Below are 25,401 nucleotides of genomic sequence, written 5' to 3' on the forward strand. Positions count from 1 at the left end.
CAGTCGATGTAGCATGGAAAGAGGCGGTGCGTCGCTCTACTGCGCCGCCTCTGCAGCAGATTCACCGGAGAGGACATGAGCCAGGCATTGCAACAACTGATTAACGGGCTGACCTTGGGCGCCGTCTACGGCCTGATCGCGATCGGCTACACGATGGTCTACGGCATTATCGGCATGATCAATTTCGCTCACGGCGATATTTACATGGTGAGCGCGTTCATCGCCGTGACCTGCTTCACGCTGCTTGCCGGCAGCGGGATCTCGTCGGTCGTGGCGAGCATTGCAATTACGCTGATCGTATCGATCGCACTGACGTCCGTATTCGGCTGGACCGTCGAACGTGTCGGATATCGGCCGCTTCGCGGGTCCAATCGTCTCGCGCCACTGATCTCGTCAATCGGGATTTCCATCTTCCTGCAGAACATGGTTCAGCTTACTCAAGGCGCGCGAGTCAAGTCTATCCAGCCGCTCGTGACGGGAGGGGTGAACCTTTTCTCCGGCGAACAATTTCACGGGCCATACGTTTCGTACGTGCAAATTCTCATCGTCGTTGTGACGATTCTGCTGATGTGCGCCTTCACGTTGTTCATCAATAAAACACCTTTCGGCAGACAGCAGCGAGCTTGTGAACAGGATCAGCGGATGATGCAGTTCCTCGGCTACAACGTCAATCGGATCATCGCCCTGACGTTCATGATTGGCGCCGCACTGGCGGCCGTCGCAGGCGTCATGGTGACGCTCTACTACGGTGTGATCGATTTCTCGATCGGATTCGAGGCGGGTATCAAGGCGTTTACCGCAGCCGTGCTCGGCGGAATTGGCTCGATTCCCGGGGCAATGCTGGGCGGTGTGATCATCGGTTTGATCGAAGCACTCTGGGCTGCCTACCTCTCGCCCGAATACAAGGATGTGGCCACATTCGTGATTCTGATTGTGGTCTTGATGTTTCGTCCATCCGGGCTTCTCGGCCGACCCGAAGTGGAGAAGGTGTGATGAGTTCGACCGTTATGCAAGAAACGAATCTACATTTTCGCGTCAAGGATGCACTTGGCGCGGCGCTGGTAGCGGGCCTCGTCGGCTTGCCCATGCTGGGTTTGACGACGCGAGATGGCAGCAATGGTCTCGAGGTTCAGACGCGATGGGCGCTGCTGGCGGCTTTCATCGCGATCGCATTTGCCGGGCGCATCGTCATGCAGCTTTTGCTGCAGCGTTTTAGTCTTTTTTCAAAGCGCCGGTCGCGCGCCAGACCCGCTCCTCAAGTCGCGGGTAACGGCTCGCTTGTCTGGGCCGGGGCCGGATGCGTGGCGTTCGCCGTGCTGTTGCCTGCGTTGTTCGCCGGAAATCGCTACGTCGTCGATACAGCGACGACCGTACTGATCTACGTCATGCTTGGCTGGGGCCTGAATGTCGTTGTCGGTCTGGCGGGACTGCTGGACCTCGGTTATGTCGCGTTCTATGCGGTAGGCGCGTACACATACGGCCTGTTGTCGACGCATTTCGGCTTTGGTTTCTGGCAGTGTTTGCCGATCGCCGGCGGCCTCGCTGCGGCGTTCGGCATGTTGCTTGGTTACCCGACTCTCCGGCTCAGAGGCGATTATCTGGCCATCGTCACGCTCGGATTCGGGGAAATCATACGGTTGATACTCGTGAATTGGGGCGACGTGACAGGCGGACCCAACGGCGTCTCGTCCATTCCGAAGCCGACCTTCTTCGGGCTGCCCATGCAGGCATCTGGCGACGGTCCGACCTTCGCGACCGTGTTCGGCCTTGATTACTCGCCCGGCCAGCGAGTCGTCTTTCTGTATTACCTGATTCTCGCACTCGCGCTCCTGACTAACCTTCTTGTTTCGCGCCTCAGACGGCTACCTGTTGGGCGCGCGTGGGAAGCGGTGCGCGAAGACGAGATCGCCTGCAAAGCAATGGGCATCAACGTAACCAATGTGAAACTGTCAGCCTTTGCGACTGGCGCAATGCTGGCCGGATTCGCCGGCGTGTTCTTCGCCGCACGGCAGGGTTTCATTTCGCCAGAGAGCTTCACATTTTCAGAGTCGGCCACGATTCTCGCGATCGTGGTGCTCGGCGGTATGGGGAGCCAGCTCGGCGTCGTCCTTGCGGCAGCCTTGCTGGTGATTTTGCCCGAGTTAGGGCGTGATTTCTCCGAGTACAGAATGCTGCTTTTCGGTGTTGCAATGGTCTTTATCATGGTCGTGCGGCCCGGCGGCCTGATCAGCCATCGCCGTGCGACTGTCAGCGCGCCTGGCGTGGAGGCAAAACAATGAACGCCTCTACTTCGCTGCTCAGCGTTGAGAATCTGACGATGCAGTTTGGCGGACTTCGTGCGATCGAAGACCTGTCCATGACGGCGCGCGCAGGAGAGGTGACGTCGGTGATCGGGCCGAACGGAGCCGGAAAGACGACGTTTTTTAACTGCCTGACGGGCTTCTACAAGCCGACCAAAGGCGCCATCACGTTGGGGCATCCCCGTCATGGGACGCTTCGGCTGGATGCGATGAAGAATGTCGACGTGGCGCGGATTGGCCAGGTCGTCCGGACGTTCCAGAACATACGGCTGTTCCCGCGCATGACCGTGCTCGAAAACCTGATGATCGCCCAGCACAATGTGTTGCAGGACGCGTCCAGGTTCTCGATTGCTGGCGCACTCAATGCGAGGTCGTTTCGACGCGCGAACGACAAGGCGATAGAAAACGCTTTGATGTGGCTCGAGCGATTAAGCGTTCGAGATATCGCCAACAAACCTGCCGGCGACATGCCTTATGGGGTGCAGCGTCGCGTCGAGATCGCGCGCGCGATGTGCGCAGATCCCATTCTGCTGTGTCTGGATGAGCCGGCTGCCGGCCTCAATCCGCGCGAGTCGGCAGAACTCACCGCGTTGTTGACCTCGCTCGCCAGGGAGCAGGGCATCGGCATATTGTTGATCGAACACGATATGAGCGTCGTCATGAAGGTTTCAGACCATATCGTCGTGCTCAATCACGGGAAGAAAATTGCAGAAGGCTTGCCTGCTGACATCAAGGTGAATCCTGAGGTGATCAGCGCATACCTCGGCGAGGACGACGAGACGTCGTCACTCGGTGAAGCAACGCAGGAGAAGTCAGCTCATGCTTAAGATTACCGAACTCAGTGCCCACTATGGCAGCGTCCAGGCGCTGCGCGGGGTGAGCCTTGGCGTGAAGACTGGCGAGATCGTCACGTTGATCGGTGCGAACGGCGCAGGCAAGTCGACGCTGATGAATACCATTTTCGGCTATCCACGGGCCAGCGGCGGCACGGTCGAATTCGACGGACAGAAGATTTCGAATCTGCCATCGCATGCGATCGGCAAACTCGATATTGCGGTTGTGCCCGAAGGGCGCCGTATCTTTCAGCGGATGACCGTGCTCGAGAATCTTCTGATGGGCGATACGTCGGGCAATCGCCGGACCGCGGATGATCTCGAGCGCATGTACGAGATGTTCCCGATCCTGAGAAGCAGAGCTTCGCAGCGTGCCGGCACGCTGTCAGGAGGGGAGCAGCAGATGCTCGCGATAGGACGCGCACTGATGTCGCGGCCGAGATTGCTCCTGCTCGATGAGCCGTCGCTCGGTCTCGCGCCGATCTTCATCAAGAAGATTTTTTCGGTTATCAAGGAGTTGAACGAGCAGCTCGGGATGACGATTCTGCTTGTCGAACAGAACGCTCATCACGCGCTGCGTGTGGCGCATCGAGGGTATGTTCTCCAGCACGGGCAGATTGCCCTTGACGGGAGCGGTGCTGAGTTGCTGGCCAACCCTGCTGTGCGGGCGGCGTATCTGGAGGGCGACACCGCTCAATTGGATGCGGCCTGAGCGATGATCTGGAGGGCGCGGGGTGCTCGCCCCCACTTTTCGAGGTTCGAGGCAGGGGAATTGCGGCAATTCTCCGCAGAGTAATGGTGCCCTGTAGGTGAGTTGAGCGCCATTGCGGAAAGTGGTTCTCTGGCCTACGTAGGGGCGTTTATCCTCAAGAAATGTGCGGAATTCCGCGCAAATTAGCCGAGCCTCCTCAAGACCGGAATTTCGCAAAGAACCAGAATGCTGTAAACCGAATCGATCGCCGCCACGGGATTGCGTTCCAGAATGAGGGCTGATCCATGAGCCTGCCTACTGGGACTACACGGGACGATGGCGGCATATACGGAACGAATTCAAGTGCAGGCCACCGGCCCGCACGCTCAATGAACTGGTTTTTTGTGGAGTTTTTCGCATGAAAGTGCTCATCGTTTTCGCTCACCCCGAACCCAGGTCGTTCAATGGTGCGCTGAAAGATACGGCTGTCTCGACCCTGAAAGCGCAGGGACACGAGGTTCAGGTAACCGACCTGTATCAACTGAAGTGGCGGCCCGAACTCGGCGTCGAAGACTTCGTGGGTGAGCGTCTCAATCCTGACTTCCTCGATCTCTCGGCGGAACAGGAACATATGTTCGGGATGTCCACGAAATCGACGCCGGATGTTTACGCCGAGCAGCAGAAGGTGCTCTGGTCCGATCTGATCATCTTCCAGTATCCGATGTGGTGGTTCGGGATGCCGGCGATTCTGAAGGGTTGGGTGGATCGCGTGATGACCCGCGGATTCGCCTATGCGACCGGGCGAAAATACGAGACCGGTATGTTCAGGGGCCGCAAGGCGATGGTCTCGACCACGACGGGAACGGCCGCGAGCCTTTACGAACCGGACGGTGTCGACGGTGATATCAATCACATTCTCTGGCCGATCCACAACGGGATCTTCAATTACCTTGGCTTCGATGTGCTGCCGCCGCATGTGTCGTGGATGCCTGGCCGCGTGAGCGCCGCGGAGCGGCAAGCGTACCTCGACTCCTACGCAGCGCGGTTGCGCACGCTCGAGAGCACGGAGCCCCTGTTCTTCCATCCCTTTGCGGACTTTGGTCCTGACCAACGTCTGAAGCCAGGTGTGGTGGCCCGTTCCGGCTTCCAATGGAACCCGGCCGTCGGCCAGTCGCATGATGATGCGGCAGAAACGTACACGCCGAAGAAGATTGCGAACGCGGGATGATCCGGTGTGGCGTCGGGCCGCAGCTGCTTTCGAAAGCTTCTGTGGCCCAGCATCGAAACTGACCAGGAGTGAAACACACGATGGAAAAGCTGCCCATGTTTCAGAAGCTGCACCACGTCTGCATCGTGGTTCGTGACATTGAGAAGGCCGTGAAGTATTACGAGTCGATCGGAGTCGGTCCGTGGACAGATTTTCCGCCGATGGATGCGTACGAACTGGACGGCTACGATCGTCCAGCCTTTCTGAAGATGCGTTATAAGTTCGCGAACATCGACAACGCCCAGCTGCAGCTTTGCCAGCCAGGAGACGGGGACACGCCGCAACGACGCTTTCTGGAGTCGCGCGGCGAGGGTGTTTTTCATCTCGGCTTCTCTGTCGAGAGCTGTGACAAGGCGGAGGAACAGGCAGCGAGCGCCGGACTGGATGTCCTGGCACGCGGGCGTCTCGATGATCGAAGCGGCTTCACGTACTTCAAGACGGTCAACGAAGGGGCAGGGGTCACGTTAGAGGTCCGGGCGCCGAGCACCAGGGGAGCTCAGGGCATCAAGTCCTGATACGCTTGCAAAGCGCTTCCCTGAATTCTTCTTCGCACTCGACAAGACAGTTCTAACAGCGTCGGGCAGTCATTGCCCGGCGAGCGATTCCTGTGATTCACCTTCGAGGTGATCCCCCGAAGCACGTCGGCGGTCGGGGGCAATGCCGCGGCCGTGAACGCGAAGCGTTGTGCAAGGCAACGCGTGATCCTTTCGTTATCCCAGTCGCCCTGAGTTCGAATTCAGAACGGCCCCGCGGTACGCCGCGGGGCATCGTCACATTTATCTCATGACGAACGGGTTTGCAGTCTTGACCCCCGTATTGATCCAGACGCTCTTCGTTTGCAGATACTCGCGGATCGCGTCGATACCGTTCTCGCGGCCAAGCCCGGAATCCTTGTAGCCGCCGAACGGCGACATGTAGCTCACCGCGCGATAGCTGTTCACCCAGACCATGCCGGCCTGCAGCCTTTCGGCGACACGAATGGACCGGCCGATACCTTTCGTCCAGACCCCTGAGCCCAGACCGAAGCGCACATCATTCGCCAGTGCAACCGCCTCGTCTTCGTCCTTGAACTTGATGATAGACAGGATAGGACCAAAGACTTCTTCCTGTGCGATCCGCATCCTGTTGTTGACGTCACCGAAAATGGTTGGCTCGACGAACCAGCCATTACCGCATTCCGGTGCACTGCCAGGCTTCCCACCGAGCAGCAACGTCGCGCCTTCCTGCTTCGCGGTTTCAATGTAAGACAGGACTTTCTGGTATTGAGGACGCGTCGTTACCGGCCCGACCTGTGTATCCATACTCGACGGATCACCCATCTTCGCGGTACGTGCCAGCGTCAGGAGTTTGTCGACGAACGTGTCGTAGATGCTTTCTTGCAACAACAGCCGCGAACCGGCAATACAGGTCTGTCCGGTCGCGGCGAAGATGCCGGAAACCGCGCCATTCACTGCGTCTTCCAGATCGGCATCGTCGAACACGATGTTGGGTGACTTGCCGCCGAGTTCGAGACTAACGTGTTTGAATTGACGTGCTGCCGCCTCGTTGATCGCCCGGCCTGTGGAATCTGCGCCGGTGAACGTGATCTTCTTGACCAGGGGGTGTTCCACCAAAGGCGAGCCGACGTCCGCACCGAATCCGGTCACGACGTTCACTACACCCGGCGGAAAGCCGGCTTCGATGAAGAGTTTCGCAAACTCGATCGTGGACGCCGAAGTGAACTCGGACGGTTTGATCACAACAGTGCAACCTGCGGCCAACGCGGGCGCAATCTTCCATGTTGCCAGTAGCAGGGGCGAATTCCACGGCGTGATCGCGGCGACGACGCCCAACGGTTCATTGCGCGTGAAGTTGAAGTATCCCTTCTTGTCGAGCGGAATGACGGCGCCCTGAATCTTGTCCGCCAGGCCGCCAAAATAGTAATACCACTGGGGCAAATACTGGCACTGGCCGAGCATCTCCGCCATGAGCTTGCCGTTGTCCCGAACTTCGAGTTCGGCAAGCCGCTTTGCGTCTCGCGCGATCAGGTCGCCGACCCGATGAAGCAGCAGGCCTCGCTGGCTCGGAGACATCTGTGACCATGGTCCTGTACTGAATGCGGTATGCGCCGCTTGCACAGCCCGATCGACGTCGGTCCCGTTGCCTTTTGCAATCTGCGCCCAGGTTTCTCCCGTGAACGGATTTTCCGTATCGAACCATTCGCCCGAAGTCGACTGGCAAGATTCGCCATTGATGTACATCTCAAATCGTTGCATGACTCTCGTCTCCAATTGATATTGAATCAGGCGCCAAGGGGCAGACGTCGCTGGGACTCAGCCAGGATTTCCTGCGCCTTCAAAATGACCGGCCTGTCTACCATGCGGCCGTCCACAGCAACGGCCGCCCCGTGGGATGCAGCTGCGCCTTCGACAACCCGGTGCGCCCATTCGACATCCTTCTCGCTGGGGACGAACGCGGCATTGACCGCAGCCACCTGCCTGGGATGAATACAAAGCTTGGCGCCGAAGCCGAGCCGCTTTGCACGGATCGTGTCGCGCGTGATCTGCTCGGGATCGTCGAGTGTGGTGCTGACGCCGTCCACCGGTGGCAGCAGATTGCCGATGCGAGAGGCGAAGACGATCTGTGAGCGGAAGTACAGAAGCTGCTCATCGTCGCCGTCAATGCCGAGGTCGAGCTGGAAATCCACATTGCCGAATACGAGTCGGGTGGTTAGCCGGTGCTGGGCGATAGCGACCACATTCCGAAAACCTTGGGCGGTCTCGATCATCGGCAGGATGTCGGTCGGCTTGCCCGCGAACTCGCAAAGGAAGATATCGTCGATGCGTTCCGTCTTGGGCAGCATGACGGCGGCGACGGATGGCGCACGGCATACGGCGATGTCGTCGCGAAACCATTCGCTGTTCACATCATTTACCCGCACGGCGACTGGCGTACTGTTTGTCGACAGCCACTCGGCGAGGGCCGCCCGAGCGATCTTCTTCTCACTGGGAGGCACTGCATCCTCCAGATCGATAACGACCACATCGACGCCCGACGCAGCCGCCTTGGCAAACCTGTCCGGCCGGTTGCCGGGAACGAAGAGATAGGAGCGGGGTGCAAGGTCAGCCATGTTGGGCCTCCAGTTTCGATTCGGGGAGCAGTTTGGGTACGACGGTTGCATCGGTAATCGTCCATACCGATGTGATTGAGCGCTTGAGTTCGTCTTCGGTGGCCGCATGGCCATACAAACCCAGCGTCATCGTTTTGTGCTCGAGTTCAGCGCGCGTGAGCGTATTGCCCGGATCGCCCTTGGGATCATCCACGCGGCCCTCGAAGGTGCGGCCATCCTTCGTCTGAACGATGACCTTCCCAATCCAGCGTGACGGATAGGCCGTATCGACTTCAGGGTCGAGCACCATCGAAACCTTTTTGCAGAAGTGCGCGATCCTGCTTTCCTTGTAATGGCCGTCGAACTCACGCACACCCGCGTGGCCGAATTCCGCTACCAGAGCGAGCACGGTGCCCATGGAGAACTTCGCCTGATGAACAGTCTTTGGGTCGGTTACCGGGCCGAGGACGTCAATTGCAGCCTGGTGAACATGGGTTACCACCGTCTCGATGTCATCCGGCACGAGCTTCTCGCGCTGAATAACCTGCAGCAGAGCATCGGCTGCCGGATGAGTGTGCCGGCACGAAGCGTGATACTTGAAAGACGTCTCGATCAGCGCCCACCGCTCGCCGAGCGCTTCGGCGAGTTTGTCCGGATGCGTTTGCGTGGACATGCCGGCCCCCATGCCTTTCGCGCCCTCGAAGATGTCCTTCGCACCGGTGAAACCGTCGGCCGCCAGGTAGGCTGCGAGAAGACCATTCGCCGCAGCCTTGGCCGTATGCAGTTGCTTGGAGTCCGCGGCGTCTTTCAAGAATTCCCAGAGTCCGGCTGCCTGGGTGCCGGCGGAGCCAAACGCATTCACCATCTGCTCGTCGCTCAATCGCAAGAGATTACCGACCGCTGCTGCGGCTGCGACCGTACCGACCGTACCGGTGGTATGAAAAATCTTGTAGTGCGACCGGCCGAGGAATTCTCCGACACGGATGCCCACTTCATAGCCTGCGACAGATGCAGCGATGAACTCTTTGCCACTTCTGCCAAGCGCTTGCGCGGCGGCCCACGCTGCGGGGAAGACGACGGTTGCCGGGTGCAGGACCGAACTGTTGTGGAGGTCGTCCTGTTCAGCGAAGTGCGATGCGGCGGCGTTGATCATTGCCGCGAAGAGTGGACTGGTCGTTCGGCGGGAGATCAGTACTTCGCAGGGACCGGACTGCGGCCCGAAATCCAATGCGTGCTTCTGGATCGTCTCGACCGGGCGCGCGCCCCGGCCGGCCAGTGCTGAGCCGAACCAGTCAAGAAAAAGGTCCTCCGTGCGCGCTACCACGTCTGTAGGGATCTGTTCAAACTTGAGATTGGCCGCAAACGAAGCAAGAATCTGGGTATTGCTCATAACAGGCTTACCTTAACTGGGGAGTTAGATTACGGCCGCTTCACGAAGCTCGCGGATGGCATCGGTCGAAAAACCCAATTCACTCAAAAGGGCTTCGGTGTGTTGGCCTAACGCGGGCACGGCGTCCAGTCGGACATCGGATGCTGTACTGACGCCCGGCGGCAGCAAGGCGGGAATGGCGCCTGCAGGGGAGTCGATGCTCACCCAGCGATTGCGTTCTTTAAGCTGAGGATGCGACCACACGTCGGGCATATCATTCATCCGTGCGTTGGCGATCTGCGCGGTATCCAGCCGACTGATGACTTCTTCCGAAGTCAGTTTGCCGAATGCGGCGACAATGATTTCGCGCAGTTCCTCGCGTGCTGCTACCCGCTTCGAGTTGGAACTGAAACGAGGATCGACGGCGAGTTCAGGTGCCAGAAGGACTTGCGCACAGAAGACACCCCATTCACGCTCGTTCTGCAATCCCAGCATGACTGTCTTTGCATCGCCGGCGGGGAAAGGGCCATAGGGGTAGATGGTCGCGTGAGCAGCGCCGGCGCGAGGTGGCGGGGATGCGCCGTCGAATGCGTAGTAAAGGGGATACGTCATCCACTCCACCATGCTCTCGAGCATCGAGACGTCGATTTCCCGCCCCAACCCGGTTTTCGATAGCTGCAGAAGCGCGGAGAGGATGTTCGTATAGGCGTACATCCCTGCAGCGATGTCAGCAATGGAGCAGCCGGCTTTTGCCGGTGAGTCCGGACCGCCGGTAATCGACAGGAACCCGGACTCACTCTGGATCAGCAGGTCGTATGCTTTCTTGTCGCGATAGGGACCATCGGATCCGTAACCGGAGATGTTGCAGACAATCAGGCGGGGATACTTGTCACGCAACGCTTCATACGACAGCCCCAATCGCGCCGCGGCGCCGGGTGCCAGGTTTTGCACCAGCACGTCGGTGTCCTCAAGCAGGCGCTCGAAAATCCCCTGCGCCTGCGGGGCCTTGACGTCTAGCGTGAGGCTCTCCTTCGAGCGGTTGCACCATACAAAGTGCGAGGCCATGCCGTGCACGCGCTCATCATAGGCACGCGCGAAGTCCCCGACACCAGGGCGTTCGATCTTGATCACGCGTGCGCCAAGATCCGCAAGCTGCCGGGTACAGAAGGGTGCTGCAATCGCGTGTTCGAGGGTGATGACCTTCACGCCGTCCAGCGGTTTCATGTCCTTCCCCTTAGAAAGAACGTGGCAGCCCGAGCAGATGCTCGGCTACGTACGAGAGAATGAGATTGGTCGAGATCGGCGCGACCTGATAGAGCCGTGTCTCGCGGAATTTACGTTCGACGTCGTATTCGTTCGCAAAACCGAAGCCGCCGTGGAACTGCAGGCACGCGTTGGCCGCCTCCCAGGAGGCGTCAGCCGCAAGCAGCTTGGCCATATTGGCTTGCGCGCCGGCGGGCTGCCTGGCGTCGAAAAGCTCGCAGGCTTTGTAGCGCATCAAGCTCGCAGCTTCGACGTTGACGTGCGCGCGGGCGATCGGAAACTGCACGCCCTGGTTCTGTCCGATCGGGCGGCCGAAGACGACGCGTTCTTTGACGTACTTACAAACCTTGTCGAGGAACCAGTACCCGTCGCCGATACATTCGGCGGCAATTAGCGTCCGCTCAGCGTTCAGGCCATCAAGGATGTACTTGAAGCCTTTGCCTTCTTCGCCGATGAGGTTTTCGGCGGGGATCTCGAGGTTGTCGAAAAATAGCTCGTTAGTCTCGTGATTCACCATGTTCGGGATGGGGCGAACCGTCATGCCCTTGCGGATCGCCTGATGCAAGTCGACTAGAAAGATCGACATGCCTTCGGATTTCTTCGCGACCTGATCAATCGGCGTGGTCCGTGCGAGCAGAATCATCAGGTCGGAGTGTTGAACCCGCGAGATCCAGACCTTCTGGCCATTGACAACATAACGGTCACCCTTGCGAACCGCAGTCGTCTTGAGTTTTGTGGTGTCGGTACCGGTCGTCGGCTCGGTCACGCCCATCGACTGAAGCCGCAATTTTCCGCTGGCGATTTCCGGAAGGTACCTGGCCTTTTGCTCTGCCGAGCCGTGCCTGAGCAGTGTCCCCATGTTGTACATCTGCCCGTGACACGCGCCGGAATTGCCACCGCTGCGGTTGATCTCTTCCATGATCACCGAAGCTTCGGTCAGTCCGAGCCCCGAGCCGCCATATTCCTGTGGAATAAGGGCTGCCAGCCAACCGGCGTCGGTTAGGGCTTGCACAAAGGTCTCGGGGTAGGCTCGTTCCTCGTCGATCTTGCGGAAATACTCGGCGGGGAAGTTGGAACACAAATCGCGAACCGCTTCGCGAATGTCCTGATAGGGGTCAACGTTAGCCAGCACTTGTCTCTACTCCTCAGAGTTCATTTTTGAAAAACACACGCGGGTGCCGTTAGCGTCGCCTCGGCATCGACGCACAGCACGCCATCGGAATTGGCTGCCCAGAGCTTTACCTCGGTCGATCCTGGGGCGCGGGCCGCGTAGAGATGAAACGGGGCCTGGTCAAACAGTGGGTTGACCGCTTTGAATGAGAAAGAAGCGATCGAATCGCCGGGAAGGCTGCGCCGGACGAGATCGATCAGCAACGTCGCAGTCAGCGGCCCGTGGACGACCAGCGCCGGATAGCCTTCCTGCTCCTGGGCATAGGTGCGGTCATAGTGAATGCGGTGCCCGTTGAAGGTATCGGCGGAGTAGCGAAAGAGCAGGACCGGGTCGGGCACGATCTCCCGTTTCCAGGTGAACTCCACCGGTGCGGCCGGGCCGGTTGCTACGGCGTACGCTGTCGTTGCGGACTCGCGGTACACAACGTCCTGTTCTTCAGAAATCAGCGGACCTTCGAGGTCTTCCAGTTCGTGACGCAGACGTACAAACACGAGCTTTCCGGTGCGTCCTTCCTTGGCCGCTATATCAAGAATCTGCGACGTCCTGGTGACTTCGCTGCCGACCGCGAGCGGACGCTCGAACCGGACGCGGCTTCCGGCCCACATACGTCTGGGCAGTGGCACCGGCGGCAGGAATCCACCGCGTGTCGGATGTCCGTCCGCGCCGACCTGTGACTGCGAAACAATGTGGGGAAAAAGCGCCCAGTGCCACAGCGGCGGCAACGGACTGCCGGTACGCGGGACGTCCTCATAGTCCAGCGTAGCAGCGAGTTGTTGCGAGAGACGTGGCGAGACGAATTCGCGTTCGGCCTGTGTACGGCCGATCCAGGAGCGTAGGTAGTTGAGTTCAGCAGTCATTGGGTCGTCGGGTAGCGTCGTTCGCGCTAGATTGACGCACCCGTCTGCTGACTACAATTTGTGTGTGGAGAAGAGGGCTTTAAACGCAGACTAACTGCTGACGTTCAGGCCGGCTGGGGCTCATGATCGGTTTTGCACTTCTGCGTGAGGAGGTCGACCAGTTCCCGCGCGAAAGACGGCAACAGGTCGAGGTTGCGCACGCAGATCAGCAGATTTCGCGTTGCCCAGTCGTCTTCGATTTCAACGAGCCGGATGTTCATGGTCTTGACGTAGCGCACCGCTGACGAGCAAGGCAACACCCCGATCCCCACGTTAGCCTCGATCATTCGGCACAGCGCTTCGAAGTTACCCACTTCAATTCGCACCTGAAGTTTCTTGTGCATGTCGTTTGCTACGCGGTTCAGAAAGGTATGAATCGCGCTAGCTTCGGGCATTCCGACGAAGTCAAACCCGGTGGCCTCCTCAAATGGAATGGACGTCTTTCCGGCGAGGGGGTGCGAATTCGAGACCGCCAATATGAGCCGGTCTGACCGGTACGGCAGGACTTGCAGAGATTCGGGCCTGACATTGCCCGCGACTATCCCGACGTCCGCAGTGCCTTCACTGACCGCACGCACCACGTCATGGCTCAACCGTTCGCGAAGCTCGACGTTCACGTCGGGATGGTCGGCGAGAAAGTCACGCAGGTCGTTAGGCAGGAATTCAGTCGTAGCGGTAGTGTTCGCAAAGATCCGCACATGACCTTTGATGCCGCGCGCGTACTCCTGCATGTCGCCGCGCAACTGTTCGAGCTGCGACAGGACGAGCCGGGCGTGATGTAGGAACGCTTGGCCCGGCGGCGTGAGGGTAACCCCCTGGCTGGTCCGATACAGCAGTTTGGCTCCCATGCTTTCTTCCAGATTTTTGATCCGGGTGCTCGCTGCGGGTACGGACATATGAAACCGCTCGGCACCCCGCGTCAAGCTATCCGTCTCAGCAATACATGTGATGAGACGAAGATCAACCAGATCGAAATGCATGGCCATGATACGTGCTCCGAATGAAGAGATGCCCCGTTGATCCAGTGTAGCAAATAGCAGAAATCCGCAAATCGGTATTTGCGATATTTTTTTATTATTTTACAGATGTCCTTATAAATAAGGTTCATTAGTGGATATCGACTTCCGTACAGTTTATATAAGTATGCGAAATTCCGCACGAATCGATGGAGCCAGATCAAGACCGGAACATTTTTGCGCCGGACAATCGGTTCACGGTAGCGTGCTGCGCTCTTCAGGGCGGCAGAGCAGCCCAAACCATTCAATCTGGAGAAAGCGATGTTGATTGCGCCGTTCAAGAACGAGCCGTTCGATTTGTTCGACACCGAAAGTGCCAAGGCAGACATGCAGCAGGCGCTGAAAAAAGTGCGTGCAGAGTTTGGCCAGACCTATCCGCTGGTGATCAATGGCGAGCGCGTGCAGACCGAAGCGACACTCGCCTCGACGAATCCTTCGAATCCGGACGAGATCGTCGGCTATACCGCCAAGGCGACGACGCAGCACGCGGACGCCGCGCTGGAAGCAGCCTGGACCGCCTTCGAATCGTGGAAACGTTGGAGCCAGGAAGATCGATCGCGCGTCATGTTGAAGGCTGCGGCAATCATGCGCAGGCGCAAGCGCGAGCTCGAGGCGTGGCTGGTCTATGAAATCGGCAAGAACTATGTCGAAGCGAGCGCCGAAGTCGCGGAAATGATCGACTTCACCGAGTACTACGCACGTCAGGCGATCAAGCACGTTGGCGGCCTCGGTTCGCTGATTGATTATCCGGGTGAAGAGAACGAGAGCTTCTACATCCCGCTGGGCGTGGGTGTGACGATTTCGCCGTGGAATTTCCCGATGGCGTTGATGACCGGCATGACGGTCGGCGCGATTGTGGTGGGCAACACGGTCGTTTGCAAGCCTGCGGAAGATACAGTGGTATCACTGGCCAAGATCTTCGACATCTTCGCCGAAGCAGGTCTGCCGCCCGGCGTGGTGAATTATCTGCCGGGTACCGGACGCGAAATTGGTTCGTATCTGGTCGCCCATCCGAAGACGCGCTTCATCAACTTCACGGGCTCGCTCGCAACCGGTGCCCAGATCAACGAGTCCGCTGCAAAGCTTGCCGAAGGCCAGAAATGGTTCAAGCGGGTTTTCCTCGAGTTGGGTGGCAAGGACGCCATTCTGGTCGATGAAACGGCCAATCTCGATGACGCAGCGGCTGCAGTGATCCAGGCAGCCTTCGGCTATTCCGGCCAGAAGTGTTCGGCTTGCTCGCGTCTGATCGTGGTGGATTCGGTCTACGACGCATTGCTCGAGAAGGTCGTTGCGAAGACGAAGGAACTCGTTGTCAGTGAAGCCAAGGACAATCCGAGTTTCGGTCCGGTCTGCAATGAACTGCAGTACAAGAAGGTGCTGTCGTATATCGATATCGGTCACACCGAGGGCAAGCTGCTTACGGGTGGCAAGGCCGTGGAGCATGCAGCCGGCTATCTGATTGAGCCGACCATCTTCGGCGACGTGTCGCCCCGCGCGCGCATTGCACAAGAGGAAGTGTTCGGACCGTTCGTCGCCGCGATTCGCGTCAAGGATTTCGAGGAAGGTCTGGCCGTGGTTAACGACACGGTCTACGGGCTGACCGGCGCGCTCTTCTCGAACGACCGCAGCCGCATCGAACGAGCACGCCGTGATTTCCACGTCGGCAATCTGTACTTCAACCGCAAGTGTACGGGCGCGCTGGTCGGGGTTCAGCCGTTCGGCGGGTTCAATCTGACGGGTACCGATACCAAGACGGGCGGTCCTGACTACCTTTTGCAGTTCCTGCAAATGAAGGCAGTGGCTGAACGTCTGTAAGCGTGCGTGTTCCGGGGCGCCACCGACAGGCAGCCCCGGTTCACACGGTAGGCTTTTAAAACGAACGGAATGAACACAATGGGCTTCATTGCAGACCGCATTGGCCAGATCGCCCCTGCGCAGACGATGGCAATGGCAGCAAAAGCGGCAGAACTGCGTCGTGCCGGGAAGAACGTTATTTCCCTGTCGCAAGGCGAACCAGACTTTCACACGCCCGAGAACATCCAGGCAGCAGCGATTCGTGCGATGCGCGAAGGCAAGACGCGCTACACGGAGGCCGCGGGTATTCGGGAGTTGCGCGAGGCGATCGTCGCGAAACTGAAGTGCGACAACGGTGTCGACTACCCAGTGGATGGTGTCAGCGTGTCGGTTGGTGCGAAACAGGCGATTTTCGCGGCCTTTTTCGCGACCCTCAATCCGGGCGATGAAGTGATCGTGCCCGCGCCGTGCTGGGTCTCCTATCCGGAGATCGTCAAAATGGCGACCGGCACGCCCATCGTCGTGGCGTGCGACGAAGCGGCAGGGTTCAAACTGACGGCCGCTCAGCTGGAGACGTCGATCACGCCGCGCACCAAGTGGCTGATGCTGAATTCGCCATCGAATCCGACCGGGGCGGTTTACTCGGTTGAGGAACTCCGCACCATCGCGGAAGTACTGCGTCGACATCCCCATGTCTGGGTGCTGTCGGACGACATCTACGAAAAGCTCATCTATACCGGAAGCCCGTTCGTCAATATCCTGAACGTGGCACCGGAGTTGCAGGAGCGGACGCTCATCATCAACGGCGTGTCCAAGGTGTACTCGATGACTGGCTGGCGGATTGGCTATTCCGCCGGACCGGCTGCGCTCATCCGCGCCATGAATCTCGTGCAAGGCCAGATTGTCACCAGTGCGTCATCGGTGTCGCAATACGCAGCGATCGAAGCGCTAACGGGGGATCAGTCATTCGTGGAGACATCGCGATCGGCTTTTGACGAGCGCCGGAAACTGGTCGTCAAAACGCTGAGCGACATACCGGGGCTCCATAGCAACCAGCCCGAAGGCGCGTTTTATGCCTTCGTTGGCTGCCATGGTGTCATCGGAAGCCGTACGCCGAGTGGCAGGCTTCTGGAAAACGACCATGACTTCGTCATGTACCTGTTGGAAGAGGCGAACGTGGCGGTGGTTTCAGGTTCCGGTTTTCTGCTCTCGCCGTACTTCAGACTCTCTTATGCCGCATCACTCGACGACCTGAACGAAGCGCTCGCCCGGATTCGCGCCGCGAGTCAAAGCCTCGAAACTGTAGCGGTCTGATAGTCCATTAGTCACACACTGCTCGGCTCTCAGGAGCCCAACGAGCCTTCGAAGGTAAATCATGAGCGAAAGGATTGTCATCACGGGTGGTGGTGCGATTGGTTGTTCAATCGCGTATTTCCTGAGCCTCCAGAAGACGCCCGGACGTGAGATCTGGGTGATCGAAAAAGATCCGACCTATCAGATCGCGTCATCGTCGCTCTCGGCCAGTTCGATCCGCCAGCAGTTTTCAACGCCCATCTGCATTCAGCTATCGCAGTTCGGCTACGACTTCTTCTCCGCCTGCGAGCGGGAGAAGGCGCAGTACGGGGCCGGTGTCGATCTGGTGGATTGCGGCTATCTGTTCGTGGGTAATGCGCAGCAAGAGAGTGTGCTACGTCGGCGGAGCTCGCTCGCCAGATCGTTAGGCGTCGAGCTGCAGGAACATTCCGCTGAAGCGTTGCAGCAGCGCTACCCGTGGATGAACGTCGGCGATCTGACTTATGCCGTTGAAGGCCTTGCAGGCGAAGGCTGGTTCGATGGGTACAGCGTCATGCAGTGGTTCAGAAACCGTGCGCGCGAGGCGGGCGTTCATTTCGCCACGGGTGAAGCGGCGGGCTACCGTACACGCGGAAACCGGATTACCCATGTCGAACTGACGGATGGGCGAGAAATCTCCGGGGATACGTTCGTGAATGCAAGCGGAGCGTGGTGCGCGCCTCTTGCCAAAAGCGTCGGTGTCGATCTGCCGGTTCGGCCAAGACGGCGTTCGGCGTTCGTCGTTTCATGCCCGACGTCGATCCCGGATATGCCGATCCTGATCGACACGTCTGGCGTGTACCTGCGTAGGGAACAGAACCATTTCCTGTGCATCGTCTCGCCCTCGACGGAGATGGATCTGGATAACCTGCCACTCGACGTGCAGTTTTCCGAATTTGACGAGATCATCTGGCCGACGCTGGCAGAGCGGATCCCCGCGTTTGAGGCGCTACGCGTGGAACACGCATGGGCTGGCTACTACGAATACAACATCCTCGACCAGAACGGCATCGTCGGTCAGTCGGGGCCGGAAAACTCGTTAGTGGCGGCCGGTTTCAGCGGCCACGGCATGATGCACAGTCCCGGTGTCGGTCGTGCAATGGCTGAACTGCTGGCCTTCGGCGAGTTCAGAACTTTGGACCTCTCGCCGCTATCGCCGGCGCGGCTCACGTCGGGCCAACTTGTGATCGAAGAGGGTGTTTACTAGCACCCGGCAGGCGGTCGATCAGTGTGAATGCAGGCCACGCCCTCGCGCGTTTCGATACTGTCGGGGCGTGAGGTGCGTGGCGGACTTGAATTGCCGCGCAAAAGCGCTGTGGTCCGCGTAGCCGCAGTCCGTCGCGATATCAGTAATGCTGTTGTCAGTCGTTTCGAGCAGCTTGCACGCGTGATCGATCCGCAATTTCATCAGCAGTTGCTTGGGCGTCAGATGAAACACTTCACGGGTCAGACGTTCCAACGTGTCGACAGAGATGGAGGCGCGTTCCGCCGCCTCAGTGACCAGGATGTTCTGTCCGAGGTTCTGTTCCAGATAATCCAGATATTCCAGTAAGCGGCGGTAGCCGTGGTGCCGTTCGTCGGGGCGAGGCAGATCGCGCGAGATGCCGATCAGTCCGATCGCTTGCCCGTCCTCGTTGAGTACCGGGAACTTGGAGCTCAGGCACCAGTATCGATGCCCCGATCCTGACGAGTAGAGGCGCAGGCGATCGACAATGGGAGACTGGGTTTCGATAACGTTCAGATCTTGCGCGTTGGTGCTTGCACCGGTCACGGGAAATAGCTGGTCGGCCGTCTGGCCAATCACATCGTCGCGCGACATCCCACTTCGGTTGATGAGCGTTTGATTAACGGAAAGATAGCGCGCCTGGGCGTCCTTGATGTAGTACAGCACGTCCGGAAAACAATCGAAGACGCGCTCGAGCATCTCGGGCTGCCGGTCCAGCTGTCGAAAGACCTCCACCAACATATCGGAATAGGCCTTGGCGGGCATAAGGGGATCAGCGTGAAGTCACAGTGATCCCGATTGTACAGGGGGTGTAATCCGGGGCGGGAGCGAAGAAAGCGGTGGGGCGGCAGCTAGCCGCTCCACCGCTTTCCTGCAGGAATCCGCGCCTTGGTGCTTATTGACTCGCGTGGGCCTTGGCGCCAAGCAATGCTTCACGGAAACGGCTTCGCAGGTACGGACCGTCACGTGGGGGGAGGGCGGTCGGTTCGGGATCGGTTCCGACCTTCACCGTGGCGAGCACGGGACCCGATGCCTTCAGAATGACGTCGACATACTCCTCGAGCTCGCCCTCGGCGTAGATCGTCGTCGCCTTTTCGAATCCGGCCGCGCGCGCGATTGCCGTGATGTCGACACCTCGCCCCGCGTGGGCCAGTTGCATACCTGTTTCCGCGTAGTGTTCGTTGTCGATAACGACGATGGAGAGATTGGCCGGCCGATCAACGCCTACGGTTGCCAGCGATCCCAGTCCCATCATCATTTCGCCGTCGCCAACGAACACGATCACGCGTTTCTCAGGTTGTGCAAGCGCAAGACCGAGACCGAAGCTGACGGCGCCTCCCATCGCACCCCACAGGTAGAAGTTCTGTGGCGTGTCGCCGGCGGCGGCCACATCGAAGGTCGGATTGCCAAGGCTGGTCACTGCAAGAACGTCCTGCTGCCGATCGCGGAGAATCCGCTTCACCGTCAGTCGACGGTTCAGGGGCGTCGTCTGCTGAGTCATGTTCGTGCTCACTTGTTAAAGTTCTTGGTGCCGATAACGCGCTGTCCGATCAGGACAGCGACCATCCGGGAGGTGTTGTAGCCAAAATTCAGCGCGGCGCGCACGGTCTCAGGGACTTCGGCGGGATCATCCGCGCGGTAGACGTAGACGCCCGCCGATTCGAGGGCTTCCTGGGTGGATTTGCCCATGGCGACTTGCCAGGGATTGAATTCTCCCCACTCTCCGCGCATGGTGACCAGCATCACGATGGGCATGCGGCACTCGTGTTGCAGAGAAAGCATGTTGATGCAATTGCCCACGCCGCTCGATTGCAGCAGCAATACGCCGCGCTGGCCACCGACCCATGCGCCGCCCATCATGGCCACCCCTTCTTCTTCGGTGGTCAGCGAAACCGCATGGATTTCAGCGTCTGCTTCGCAGAGTTCGATAAGACGTTTGTGCCCCGCATCAGGTACGTATGCCACTTGCCGCACGTCAGCGGCTTTGAAGTGCTCGAAGATTGTTTCCGGCCAGTTGACTGACATGATGACGAGTTTTGGTAGGTTGATGAAAACGGATAGCCGTCGCGCTAAGCAGGGCCGATCGATTACCGTGCTTTGATGAGTGATAGCGTGCATCAGCAAAAGTCGTCGCTCAATTACTGATTGCGGAAGGCGCGATTAGGCTGGGGTTAACGGGATTTGTCGGTGCGGATTCACGCGCGGATCCTTTCCCTTCTGGCTTGCGTGTGCATTCGAGCGTCTGAAATGCGGCGTTCCAGAATGCCGAATTCCAACCCTTGGTTTGAGTAAGCACACTAGCGTTCAAACCGATTGGAGAGGGAACCATGAAGATTGTTGTGCCGGTCAAGAGAGTGGTCGATTACAACGTAAAGGTCCGGGTGAAGTCTGACGGCAGTGGCGTTGACCTGGCGAACGTAAAGATGTCGATGAACCCGTTCGACGAAATCGCCGTTGAAGAAGCCGTTCGTCTGAAGGAAGCGGGCGTGGCGACCGAAGTGATTGCCGTGTCGGCAGGTGTGACGCAAGCGCAGGAAACGTTGCGCACGGCGCTCGCGATCGGCGCGGACCGCGCGATCCTGATCGAGTCGGGCGAAGAACTGCAGCCGCTGGCGGTGGCCAAGCTGCTGAAAGCGCTGGTCGACAGGGAACAGCCTTCATTGATCATTCTTGGCAAACAGGCGATCGACGACGATTCGAACCAGACCGGCCAGATGCTGGCTGCACTGGCAAACCTGCCGCAGGCCACGTTTGCCTCGAAGGTTGTCGTCGCTGGCGGCAAGGCTACGGTGTCGCGCGAAGTCGACGGCGGTGCGGAAACGCTGTCGCTGAGCTTGCCGGCTGTGATCACGACCGATCTGCGCCTGAACGAGCCGCGCTACGTGACGCTGCCGAACATCATGAAGGCGAAGAAGAAGCCGCTGGAAGTCATCAAGCCGGAAGACCTCGGCGTTGATGTGACGCCGCGCCTGAAGACGCTGAAAGTCGTCGAGCCGCCGAGGCGCTCCGCCGGTGTGATGGTGCCGGATGTGAAGACGCTGGTCGAGAAGCTGAAGACCGAAGCCAAGGTGCTGTGAGGAGACGGACGAAATGACGAATCTGGTGAATCTTGTAATAGCAGAACACGACGCCCCGACGACCGAAGGAAGCCCCCGTGGGGAGGAAGCCCCCTTGGGGGGCAACGCGTCGATCAAGGCCGCGACGCTGAACACGATTGCAGCCGCGCAGAAGATTGGTGGAGATGTCCACGTGCTGGTGGCAGGGCACAACACACAAGCCGCAGCGGATGCGGCAGCGAAGATCGCAGGCGTTTCGAAGGTGTTGCTGGCCGACGCGCCGCAACTCGCAGCGGGCCTGGCGGAAAACATCGAGGCGACGGTGCTGAACATCGCGAAGGACTACACGCACATCCTCGCGCCGGCGACTGCTTACGGCAAGAACATCGCCCCGCGTATCGCCGCAAAGCTCGACGTCGCACAGATCAGCGACATCACCGCAGTGGTTTCCGCCGACACGTTCGAACGCCCGATCTACGCCGGTAACGCGATCGCAACGGTTCAATCGGCTGATCCGATCAAGGTCATCACGGTGCGCACGACGGGTTTCGACGCGGTCGCGGCCGTTGGCGGCAGCGCAACGGTCGAAAAGATCGAAGCCGCGGCAGACACAGACATTTCGCAGTTCGTGAGCCGTGAAGTGACGAAGCTGGACCGTCCGGAGCTGACCTCGGCGAAGATCATCGTGTCGGGCGGTCGCGGTCTGGGCAATGGCGAGAACTACACGAAGGTGCTGGAGCCGCTGGCCGACAAGCTGAACGCAGCGCTGGGCGCCTCGCGTGCGGCGGTCGACGCAGGCTTCGTGCCGAACGACTATCAGGTCGGCCAGACCGGCAAGATCGTCGCGCCGCAACTGTACGTGGCAGTCGGCATCTCGGGGGCGATCCAGCATCTGGCCGGCATGAAGGACTCGAAGGTCATCGTGGCCATCAACAAGGACCCGGAAGCGCCGATTTTCAGCGTCGCCGATTATGGTCTGGTGGGCGATCTGTTCTCGGTCGTGCCGGAGTTCGAGGCCATGCTGTCTTAAGCGGTACGTCGAGGGAAAGTCCAGGTCGGATGAGGTGACACGTGAGCAATTTGAATGATATGAGGCATGTCAGAGCGGCGGCGGCCTTGGCCGCTAATGCCGAAGATGCCTCCATTTGGCGGTGGTTCGCATTGCTGCTTGAAGAGCGAAGGATTCGCTGGTGCTGTAGCAGTGACCGTTGGCTCGTGAGCGTTGACAACCGGCACGTCGCCACGGATAGCAGCTTCGATAAAGCCATCCGGATCGCGAGGGAGACCCTGTCGTGAGGCATGCCAAGAACGCTAAGCGAAAACCGTACGGCGGACGCAACCGCCGAACTGCGCAAACTTGCCGCTGCGGGTGACGCGCGCGCAAGCAGATCTAGACACCATCATGATGTACGTGTTCGGCGGTCTCGATGTCAGCGTGGGCAAACCCTGCATGCAGCGAAACGGACAGCGTGAACAGGACGGCAGTGCAGGATTGTTCCGTACTGCGCCGGGTCGCGCTTGCCAAACATATTGTGGTTGATACCGTGAAGCATCAGGGTCGTTTTCATTCGTCACTCCGTTGCATTCTCAATCGAGCGGCACGGTGAGCCGGTCGATCACGGCGCGGGTCTGGGGCCGCACGCCGCGCCACCACGCGAACGCCTCTGCGGCTTGCTCCACCAGCATGCCGACACCGTCCGCGACACCCAGCACACCCGCATTGCGCGCGAGTCTCAGGAAGGGCGTGAGCCGCTTGCCGTAGGCCAGTTCATAGGCCGCGCCGGTTGGGCTGAAAACGCTCGGTGGAACCGGCGGCAGATCGCCGGTGAGACTGGCCGACGTCGCGTTGACCACCAGGTCGAACTGTCCCATCGCCTCAAGATTGCCGTAGCCGCAGGCGGCAAGCGGCCCGCTCGTGGCGACCTGGTCGATCAGCGCCCGAACCTTCGCGATGTCCCTGTTGACGACGACCAGTTCCGCGGGACGGGCGGCAAGGAAGGGCAGCAATGCGCCACGCACTGCGCCGCCCGCGCCGAGGACTAGCACGCGCTTGCCGGCCATCGGCAGGTTCAGGTTGACTTCGATGTCGCGTAACAGGCCGACGCCATCGAAGTTCTCGGCAATGATCCGGCCGTCCTTAAAGCTCAGCGCGTTAGCGGCGCCAGCCAGTGCCGCCCGTTCGCTGCGTTCGTCGGCCATCGCGAACGCCTTCAGCTTGAACGGCGCGGTCACGTTCATGCCTTTGCCGCCCGCTGCGATGAACGCGCGCACGGTCGCGGCGAACGCGTCCTGCGGTTCCAACGGTCCTTCGATTGCCGTATAGGACATGTCCTGCTGCGTCTCCTGCGCGAAGAGACCGTGGATCAGCGGGGATTTCGTATGGCCGATCGGATTGCCGACCACTGCGTATTGGTCAGTCATCATGGCCTCACTTTCGAATACAACACACCATCGGTTTGCATTGCGTCGATCTCGGCAGCGCCGAAGCCCAGCGATTGCGCCACTTCCGCGTTGTGCTGACCGAGATCGGGCGCGACCTCGCGGATCGTCGTGTCGCAGTCGGAGAAACGGAACGGCAGGTTCGGCAGACGCAACTTGCCGTAGCGCGGGTGCTCCTGCTCGACCACCATGCCGCGCGCGACGATCTGCGGATCGGCAAGCACTTCGTCAATGCGCTGCACCTTCGCGCAAGGCACGTCGATGCTATCCAACAGATCAAGCACCCGCGCGACCGGTCGGCTTGCCACCCAGGGCTTCACGACGGACAGAATCTCCAACCGGTTCGTATTGCGTCCCGCGAGGGTGTGAAAGCGTGTGTCGGTGCCAAAACCGTCCGGTCCGCCGTGCGACTCGACCAGGGCGGCGAAGCGCTGCCACGCGTCGTCCACCTGCGCTGCGATCACGAGGTCGCCGTCGGCGGCACGGAACACGCCGTAGAGCGTTGACGTGGGCATGTCGTGACCGGTCTGCTCCGGCACGATGCCTTGCATCGTGTAGCACTGCACCGCGTATTCGTGCATTGACACCAGTGTGTCGTACAGCGCCATGTCGACGTGTTGCCCGCGGCCGCTCTTCACGCGACCAAGCAGCGCGGCATTGATCGCGGCCACTGCATGAATGCCGGTGTACATGTCGCCGAGCGAAATACGCATCAGCGGCGGCGGTTCGCCGGGATTGCCGATCATCTGCATGATCCCGCTCCGCGCTTCGGCAATCAGGCCGAAACCGGCGCGATGCGCATCCGGTCCGGTATGGCCGTAAGCTGATATCGAGCAGTAGACCAGTTTCGGATTGCGCGCAGACAGTTCGTCATAACCGAGCCCGAGCTTGTTGAGCGCACCCGGCCGGTAGTTCTCGACGAATACGTCTGCCGAGTCGCACAGCCGCTGCATGAATTCCTTGCCGCGCGGGTCGCGCATGTTGACGCTGACGCCGCGCTTGCCCATGTTCAGTTGCAGGAAATAGCCGCTCTGCTCGTCATCGAGCGCCGTGGCATGCTGACGCCCGGCGTCGCCGCTGCCGGGACGTTCGACCTTGATGACTTCGGCGCCGAGCGCCGCGAGACAGCGCCCAACATACGGACCGGCCAGAAAATGGCTGTAATCGACGACGCGAATACCTTCGAGAGGACGTGCTTGCATCAGAATGCTCCCGGGCGGCGCGGAACCATCAGACGATGCTCGCCATGCTGGACGACATTTCCGTCCTGATTAATCAGTTCGGACGGCAGTACGACGATCCCCCAGTCGGGACGGCTCTTGCTCGCGCGCATCGTGCCCACACGGAATTTCACGTGCAGCACGTCATTGACCTTGATCGGCAGGTTGAAGTCCCACGTCCACCCGAGCGACATGCCAGGCAGGAAGCGGTAGTCGCTTTGGGTCTTGAGCCCATCGGCGATCGACAAGCCAAACAGACCGTGTGCGACGATCGAACCGAAGTGGCTCGCACTAGCGTATTCCTCGTCCACATGCACCGGCGTGTGATCGCCTGTCAGGTCTGCATAGGCCAGAATGCGTTCCTTCGTTACCGTGTAGTTCGGGCTCACGCACTCGTCGCCCTCGCGGGCATCGTCCCAATATTTATCGACGATCGTCATC

General features: G+C 59.5%; 24 protein-coding genes and 1 pseudogene. 11 read left to right on the forward strand and 14 right to left on the reverse strand.

The genetic code is table 11. The annotated features are described in order from the left end of the window. Positions 1-75 precede the first annotated feature (75 nt). From AC07WT_RS07575 to AC07WT_RS07600, 6 genes are all read left to right on the forward strand, one after another. Positions 76-993, forward strand: coding sequence for an ABC transporter permease subunit (locus AC07WT_RS07575; RefSeq protein WP_494946591.1), 918 nt, complete (start codon positions 76-78; stop codon positions 991-993). Next, entirely contained in the window at positions 993-2,279 is a 1,287-nt protein-coding gene (livM, locus tag AC07WT_RS07580) for a high-affinity branched-chain amino acid ABC transporter permease LivM (RefSeq protein ID WP_494946592.1), read from the forward strand. Before AC07WT_RS07575 ends, livM begins: the two co-directional genes overlap by 1 nt. After that, entirely contained in the window at positions 2,276-3,127 is an 852-nt protein-coding gene (locus AC07WT_RS07585) for an ABC transporter ATP-binding protein (protein WP_492581767.1), read from the forward strand. Before livM ends, AC07WT_RS07585 begins: the two co-directional genes overlap by 4 nt. Next, positions 3,120-3,845 (forward strand): ABC transporter ATP-binding protein, encoded by a 726-nt coding sequence (locus tag AC07WT_RS07590; RefSeq protein WP_494946593.1) that lies wholly within the window; start codon positions 3,120-3,122, stop codon positions 3,843-3,845. The genes AC07WT_RS07585 and AC07WT_RS07590 overlap by 8 nt, the downstream gene beginning before the upstream one ends. A gap of 397 nt (positions 3,846-4,242) precedes the next feature. After that, on the forward strand, positions 4,243-5,052 hold the full coding sequence (locus tag AC07WT_RS07595; protein WP_494946594.1) for an NAD(P)H-dependent oxidoreductase: 810 nt from the start codon (positions 4,243-4,245) through the stop codon (positions 5,050-5,052). Positions 5,053-5,132: 80 nt separating this feature from the next. Beyond that, on the forward strand, positions 5,133-5,606 hold the full coding sequence (locus AC07WT_RS07600) for a VOC family protein (protein WP_494946595.1): 474 nt from the start codon (positions 5,133-5,135) through the stop codon (positions 5,604-5,606). A 261-nt stretch (positions 5,607-5,867) separates the two neighbouring features. On the opposite strand, the gene AC07WT_RS07605 is transcribed toward AC07WT_RS07600, so the two are convergent. The 7 genes from AC07WT_RS07605 to AC07WT_RS07635 all read right to left on the reverse strand — a co-directional run bounded on the left by AC07WT_RS07605 (position 5,868) and on the right by AC07WT_RS07635 (position 13,864). Continuing rightward, entirely contained in the window at positions 5,868-7,346 is a 1,479-nt protein-coding gene (locus AC07WT_RS07605) for an aldehyde dehydrogenase (protein WP_494946596.1), read from the reverse strand. Between the two features lie 26 nt (positions 7,347-7,372). Next, positions 7,373-8,200: an HpcH/HpaI aldolase/citrate lyase family protein gene (locus AC07WT_RS07610; protein WP_494946597.1), complete on the reverse strand. Its 828-nt coding sequence runs from the start codon at positions 8,198-8,200 to the stop codon at positions 7,373-7,375. Beyond that, positions 8,193-9,569 (reverse strand): MmgE/PrpD family protein, encoded by a 1,377-nt coding sequence (locus AC07WT_RS07615; RefSeq protein ID WP_494946598.1) that lies wholly within the window; start codon positions 9,567-9,569, stop codon positions 8,193-8,195. The genes AC07WT_RS07610 and AC07WT_RS07615 overlap by 8 nt, the downstream gene beginning before the upstream one ends. A 24-nt stretch (positions 9,570-9,593) precedes the next feature. Further along, entirely contained in the window at positions 9,594-10,772 is a 1,179-nt protein-coding gene (locus AC07WT_RS07620) for a CaiB/BaiF CoA transferase family protein (protein ID WP_494946599.1), read from the reverse strand. Between the two features lie 10 nt (positions 10,773-10,782). Continuing rightward, positions 10,783-11,943, reverse strand: a complete 1,161-nt coding sequence (locus tag AC07WT_RS07625) for an acyl-CoA dehydrogenase family protein (RefSeq protein ID WP_494946600.1) — start codon at positions 11,941-11,943, stop codon at positions 10,783-10,785. A gap of 20 nt (positions 11,944-11,963) precedes the next feature. Then, positions 11,964-12,839, reverse strand: a complete 876-nt coding sequence (locus AC07WT_RS07630) for an HTD2 family dehydratase (protein WP_494946601.1) — start codon at positions 12,837-12,839, stop codon at positions 11,964-11,966. A gap of 104 nt (positions 12,840-12,943) precedes the next feature. Next, on the reverse strand, positions 12,944-13,864 hold the full coding sequence (locus tag AC07WT_RS07635) for a LysR substrate-binding domain-containing protein (protein WP_494946602.1): 921 nt from the start codon (positions 13,862-13,864) through the stop codon (positions 12,944-12,946). 291 nt (positions 13,865-14,155) lie between these two features. On the opposite strand from AC07WT_RS07635, the gene pruA reads away from it, so the two are divergent. The 3 genes from pruA to AC07WT_RS07650 all read left to right on the forward strand — a co-directional run bounded on the left by pruA (position 14,156) and on the right by AC07WT_RS07650 (position 18,227). After that, the gene (gene pruA, locus AC07WT_RS07640) at positions 14,156-15,709 is read left to right on the forward strand and encodes an L-glutamate gamma-semialdehyde dehydrogenase (RefSeq protein ID WP_494946603.1); all 1,554 of its coding nucleotides are present in this window, start codon (positions 14,156-14,158) and stop codon (positions 15,707-15,709) included. Positions 15,710-15,787: 78 nt separating this feature from the next. After that, positions 15,788-17,002: a pyridoxal phosphate-dependent aminotransferase gene (locus AC07WT_RS07645; protein WP_494946604.1), complete on the forward strand. Its 1,215-nt coding sequence runs from the start codon at positions 15,788-15,790 to the stop codon at positions 17,000-17,002. 61 nt (positions 17,003-17,063) lie between these two features. Then, on the forward strand, positions 17,064-18,227 hold the full coding sequence (locus tag AC07WT_RS07650; protein WP_494946605.1) for an NAD(P)/FAD-dependent oxidoreductase: 1,164 nt from the start codon (positions 17,064-17,066) through the stop codon (positions 18,225-18,227). Positions 18,228-18,245: 18 nt separating this feature from the next. Here AC07WT_RS07650 and AC07WT_RS07655 read toward each other — a convergent pair whose 3' ends face one another. The 3 genes from AC07WT_RS07655 to AC07WT_RS07665 form a co-directional block, all read right to left on the reverse strand. Next, complete coding sequence (locus AC07WT_RS07655; protein WP_494946606.1) at positions 18,246-19,010, reverse strand: helix-turn-helix domain-containing protein; 765 nt, start codon at positions 19,008-19,010, stop codon at positions 18,246-18,248. Between the two features lie 130 nt (positions 19,011-19,140). Next, the gene (locus AC07WT_RS07660) at positions 19,141-19,746 is read right to left on the reverse strand and encodes a thiamine pyrophosphate-dependent enzyme (RefSeq protein ID WP_494946607.1); all 606 of its coding nucleotides are present in this window, start codon (positions 19,744-19,746) and stop codon (positions 19,141-19,143) included. Positions 19,747-19,754: 8 nt separating this feature from the next. Beyond that, entirely contained in the window at positions 19,755-20,270 is a 516-nt protein-coding gene (locus AC07WT_RS07665; protein WP_074283245.1) for a thiamine pyrophosphate-binding protein, read from the reverse strand. Positions 20,271-20,572: 302 nt separating this feature from the next. Between AC07WT_RS07665 and AC07WT_RS07670 the strand changes: the two genes are divergently transcribed. Both AC07WT_RS07670 and AC07WT_RS07675 read left to right on the forward strand, forming a co-directional pair. Next, positions 20,573-21,322: an electron transfer flavoprotein subunit beta/FixA family protein gene (locus tag AC07WT_RS07670; protein ID WP_494946608.1), complete on the forward strand. Its 750-nt coding sequence runs from the start codon at positions 20,573-20,575 to the stop codon at positions 21,320-21,322. A 22-nt stretch (positions 21,323-21,344) separates the two neighbouring features. After that, a complete protein-coding gene (locus tag AC07WT_RS07675) occupies positions 21,345-22,331 on the forward strand; it encodes an electron transfer flavoprotein subunit alpha/FixB family protein (protein ID WP_494948394.1) in 987 nt (328 codons plus the stop codon). Positions 22,332-22,791: 460 nt separating this feature from the next. Here the strand turns inward: AC07WT_RS07675 and AC07WT_RS07680 are convergent. The 4 genes and pseudogenes from AC07WT_RS07680 to AC07WT_RS07695 all read right to left on the reverse strand — a co-directional run. After that, positions 22,792-22,869 (reverse strand): annotated as a pseudogene (locus AC07WT_RS07680) (type II 3-dehydroquinate dehydratase); the annotation flags it as partial. 19 nt (positions 22,870-22,888) lie between these two features. Then, positions 22,889-23,722, reverse strand: coding sequence for a shikimate dehydrogenase (gene aroE, locus AC07WT_RS07685; protein ID WP_494946609.1), 834 nt, complete (start codon positions 23,720-23,722; stop codon positions 22,889-22,891). Then, a complete protein-coding gene (locus AC07WT_RS07690; RefSeq protein WP_494946610.1) occupies positions 23,722-24,942 on the reverse strand; it encodes a CaiB/BaiF CoA transferase family protein in 1,221 nt (406 codons plus the stop codon). Before AC07WT_RS07690 ends, aroE begins: the two co-directional genes overlap by 1 nt. Further along, positions 24,942-25,400: a MaoC family dehydratase gene (locus AC07WT_RS07695; protein WP_494946611.1), complete on the reverse strand. Its 459-nt coding sequence runs from the start codon at positions 25,398-25,400 to the stop codon at positions 24,942-24,944. The genes AC07WT_RS07690 and AC07WT_RS07695 overlap by 1 nt, the downstream gene beginning before the upstream one ends. Position 25,401: the final 1 nt, after the last annotated feature.

The organism is Paraburkholderia sp. GW821-FHT02A12 (assembly GCF_059422005.1).

Coding starts and splice junctions, on each gene's coding strand:
- AC07WT_RS07605 (WP_494946596.1), bottom strand. CDS start 7,346: ATGCAACGATTTGAGATGTACATCAATGGCGAATCTTGCCAGTCGACT.
- AC07WT_RS07590 (WP_494946593.1), top strand. CDS start 3,120: ATGCTTAAGATTACCGAACTCAGTGCCCACTATGGCAGCGTCCAGGCG.
- AC07WT_RS07615 (WP_494946598.1), bottom strand. CDS start 9,569: ATGAGCAATACCCAGATTCTTGCTTCGTTTGCGGCCAATCTCAAGTTT.
- aroE (WP_494946609.1), bottom strand. CDS start 23,722: ATGACTGACCAATACGCAGTGGTCGGCAATCCGATCGGCCATACGAAA.
- AC07WT_RS07630 (WP_494946601.1), bottom strand. CDS start 12,839: ATGACTGCTGAACTCAACTACCTACGCTCCTGGATCGGCCGTACACAG.
- AC07WT_RS07670 (WP_494946608.1), top strand. CDS start 20,573: ATGAAGATTGTTGTGCCGGTCAAGAGAGTGGTCGATTACAACGTAAAG.
- livM (WP_494946592.1), top strand. CDS start 993: ATGAGTTCGACCGTTATGCAAGAAACGAATCTACATTTTCGCGTCAAG.
- AC07WT_RS07595 (WP_494946594.1), top strand. CDS start 4,243: ATGAAAGTGCTCATCGTTTTCGCTCACCCCGAACCCAGGTCGTTCAAT.
- AC07WT_RS07660 (WP_494946607.1), bottom strand. CDS start 19,746: ATGACTCAGCAGACGACGCCCCTGAACCGTCGACTGACGGTGAAGCGG.
- AC07WT_RS07610 (WP_494946597.1), bottom strand. CDS start 8,200: ATGGCTGACCTTGCACCCCGCTCCTATCTCTTCGTTCCCGGCAACCGG.
- AC07WT_RS07650 (WP_494946605.1), top strand. CDS start 17,064: ATGAGCGAAAGGATTGTCATCACGGGTGGTGGTGCGATTGGTTGTTCA.
- AC07WT_RS07695 (WP_494946611.1), bottom strand. CDS start 25,400: ATGACGATCGTCGATAAATATTGGGACGATGCCCGCGAGGGCGACGAG.
- AC07WT_RS07585 (WP_492581767.1), top strand. CDS start 2,276: ATGAACGCCTCTACTTCGCTGCTCAGCGTTGAGAATCTGACGATGCAG.
- AC07WT_RS07635 (WP_494946602.1), bottom strand. CDS start 13,864: ATGGCCATGCATTTCGATCTGGTTGATCTTCGTCTCATCACATGTATT.
- AC07WT_RS07620 (WP_494946599.1), bottom strand. CDS start 10,772: ATGAAACCGCTGGACGGCGTGAAGGTCATCACCCTCGAACACGCGATT.
- AC07WT_RS07575 (WP_494946591.1), top strand. CDS start 76: ATGAGCCAGGCATTGCAACAACTGATTAACGGGCTGACCTTGGGCGCC.
- AC07WT_RS07645 (WP_494946604.1), top strand. CDS start 15,788: ATGGGCTTCATTGCAGACCGCATTGGCCAGATCGCCCCTGCGCAGACG.
- pruA (WP_494946603.1), top strand. CDS start 14,156: ATGTTGATTGCGCCGTTCAAGAACGAGCCGTTCGATTTGTTCGACACC.
- AC07WT_RS07600 (WP_494946595.1), top strand. CDS start 5,133: ATGGAAAAGCTGCCCATGTTTCAGAAGCTGCACCACGTCTGCATCGTG.
- AC07WT_RS07665 (WP_074283245.1), bottom strand. CDS start 20,270: ATGTCAGTCAACTGGCCGGAAACAATCTTCGAGCACTTCAAAGCCGCT.
- AC07WT_RS07690 (WP_494946610.1), bottom strand. CDS start 24,942: ATGCAAGCACGTCCTCTCGAAGGTATTCGCGTCGTCGATTACAGCCAT.
- AC07WT_RS07655 (WP_494946606.1), bottom strand. CDS start 19,010: ATGCCCGCCAAGGCCTATTCCGATATGTTGGTGGAGGTCTTTCGACAG.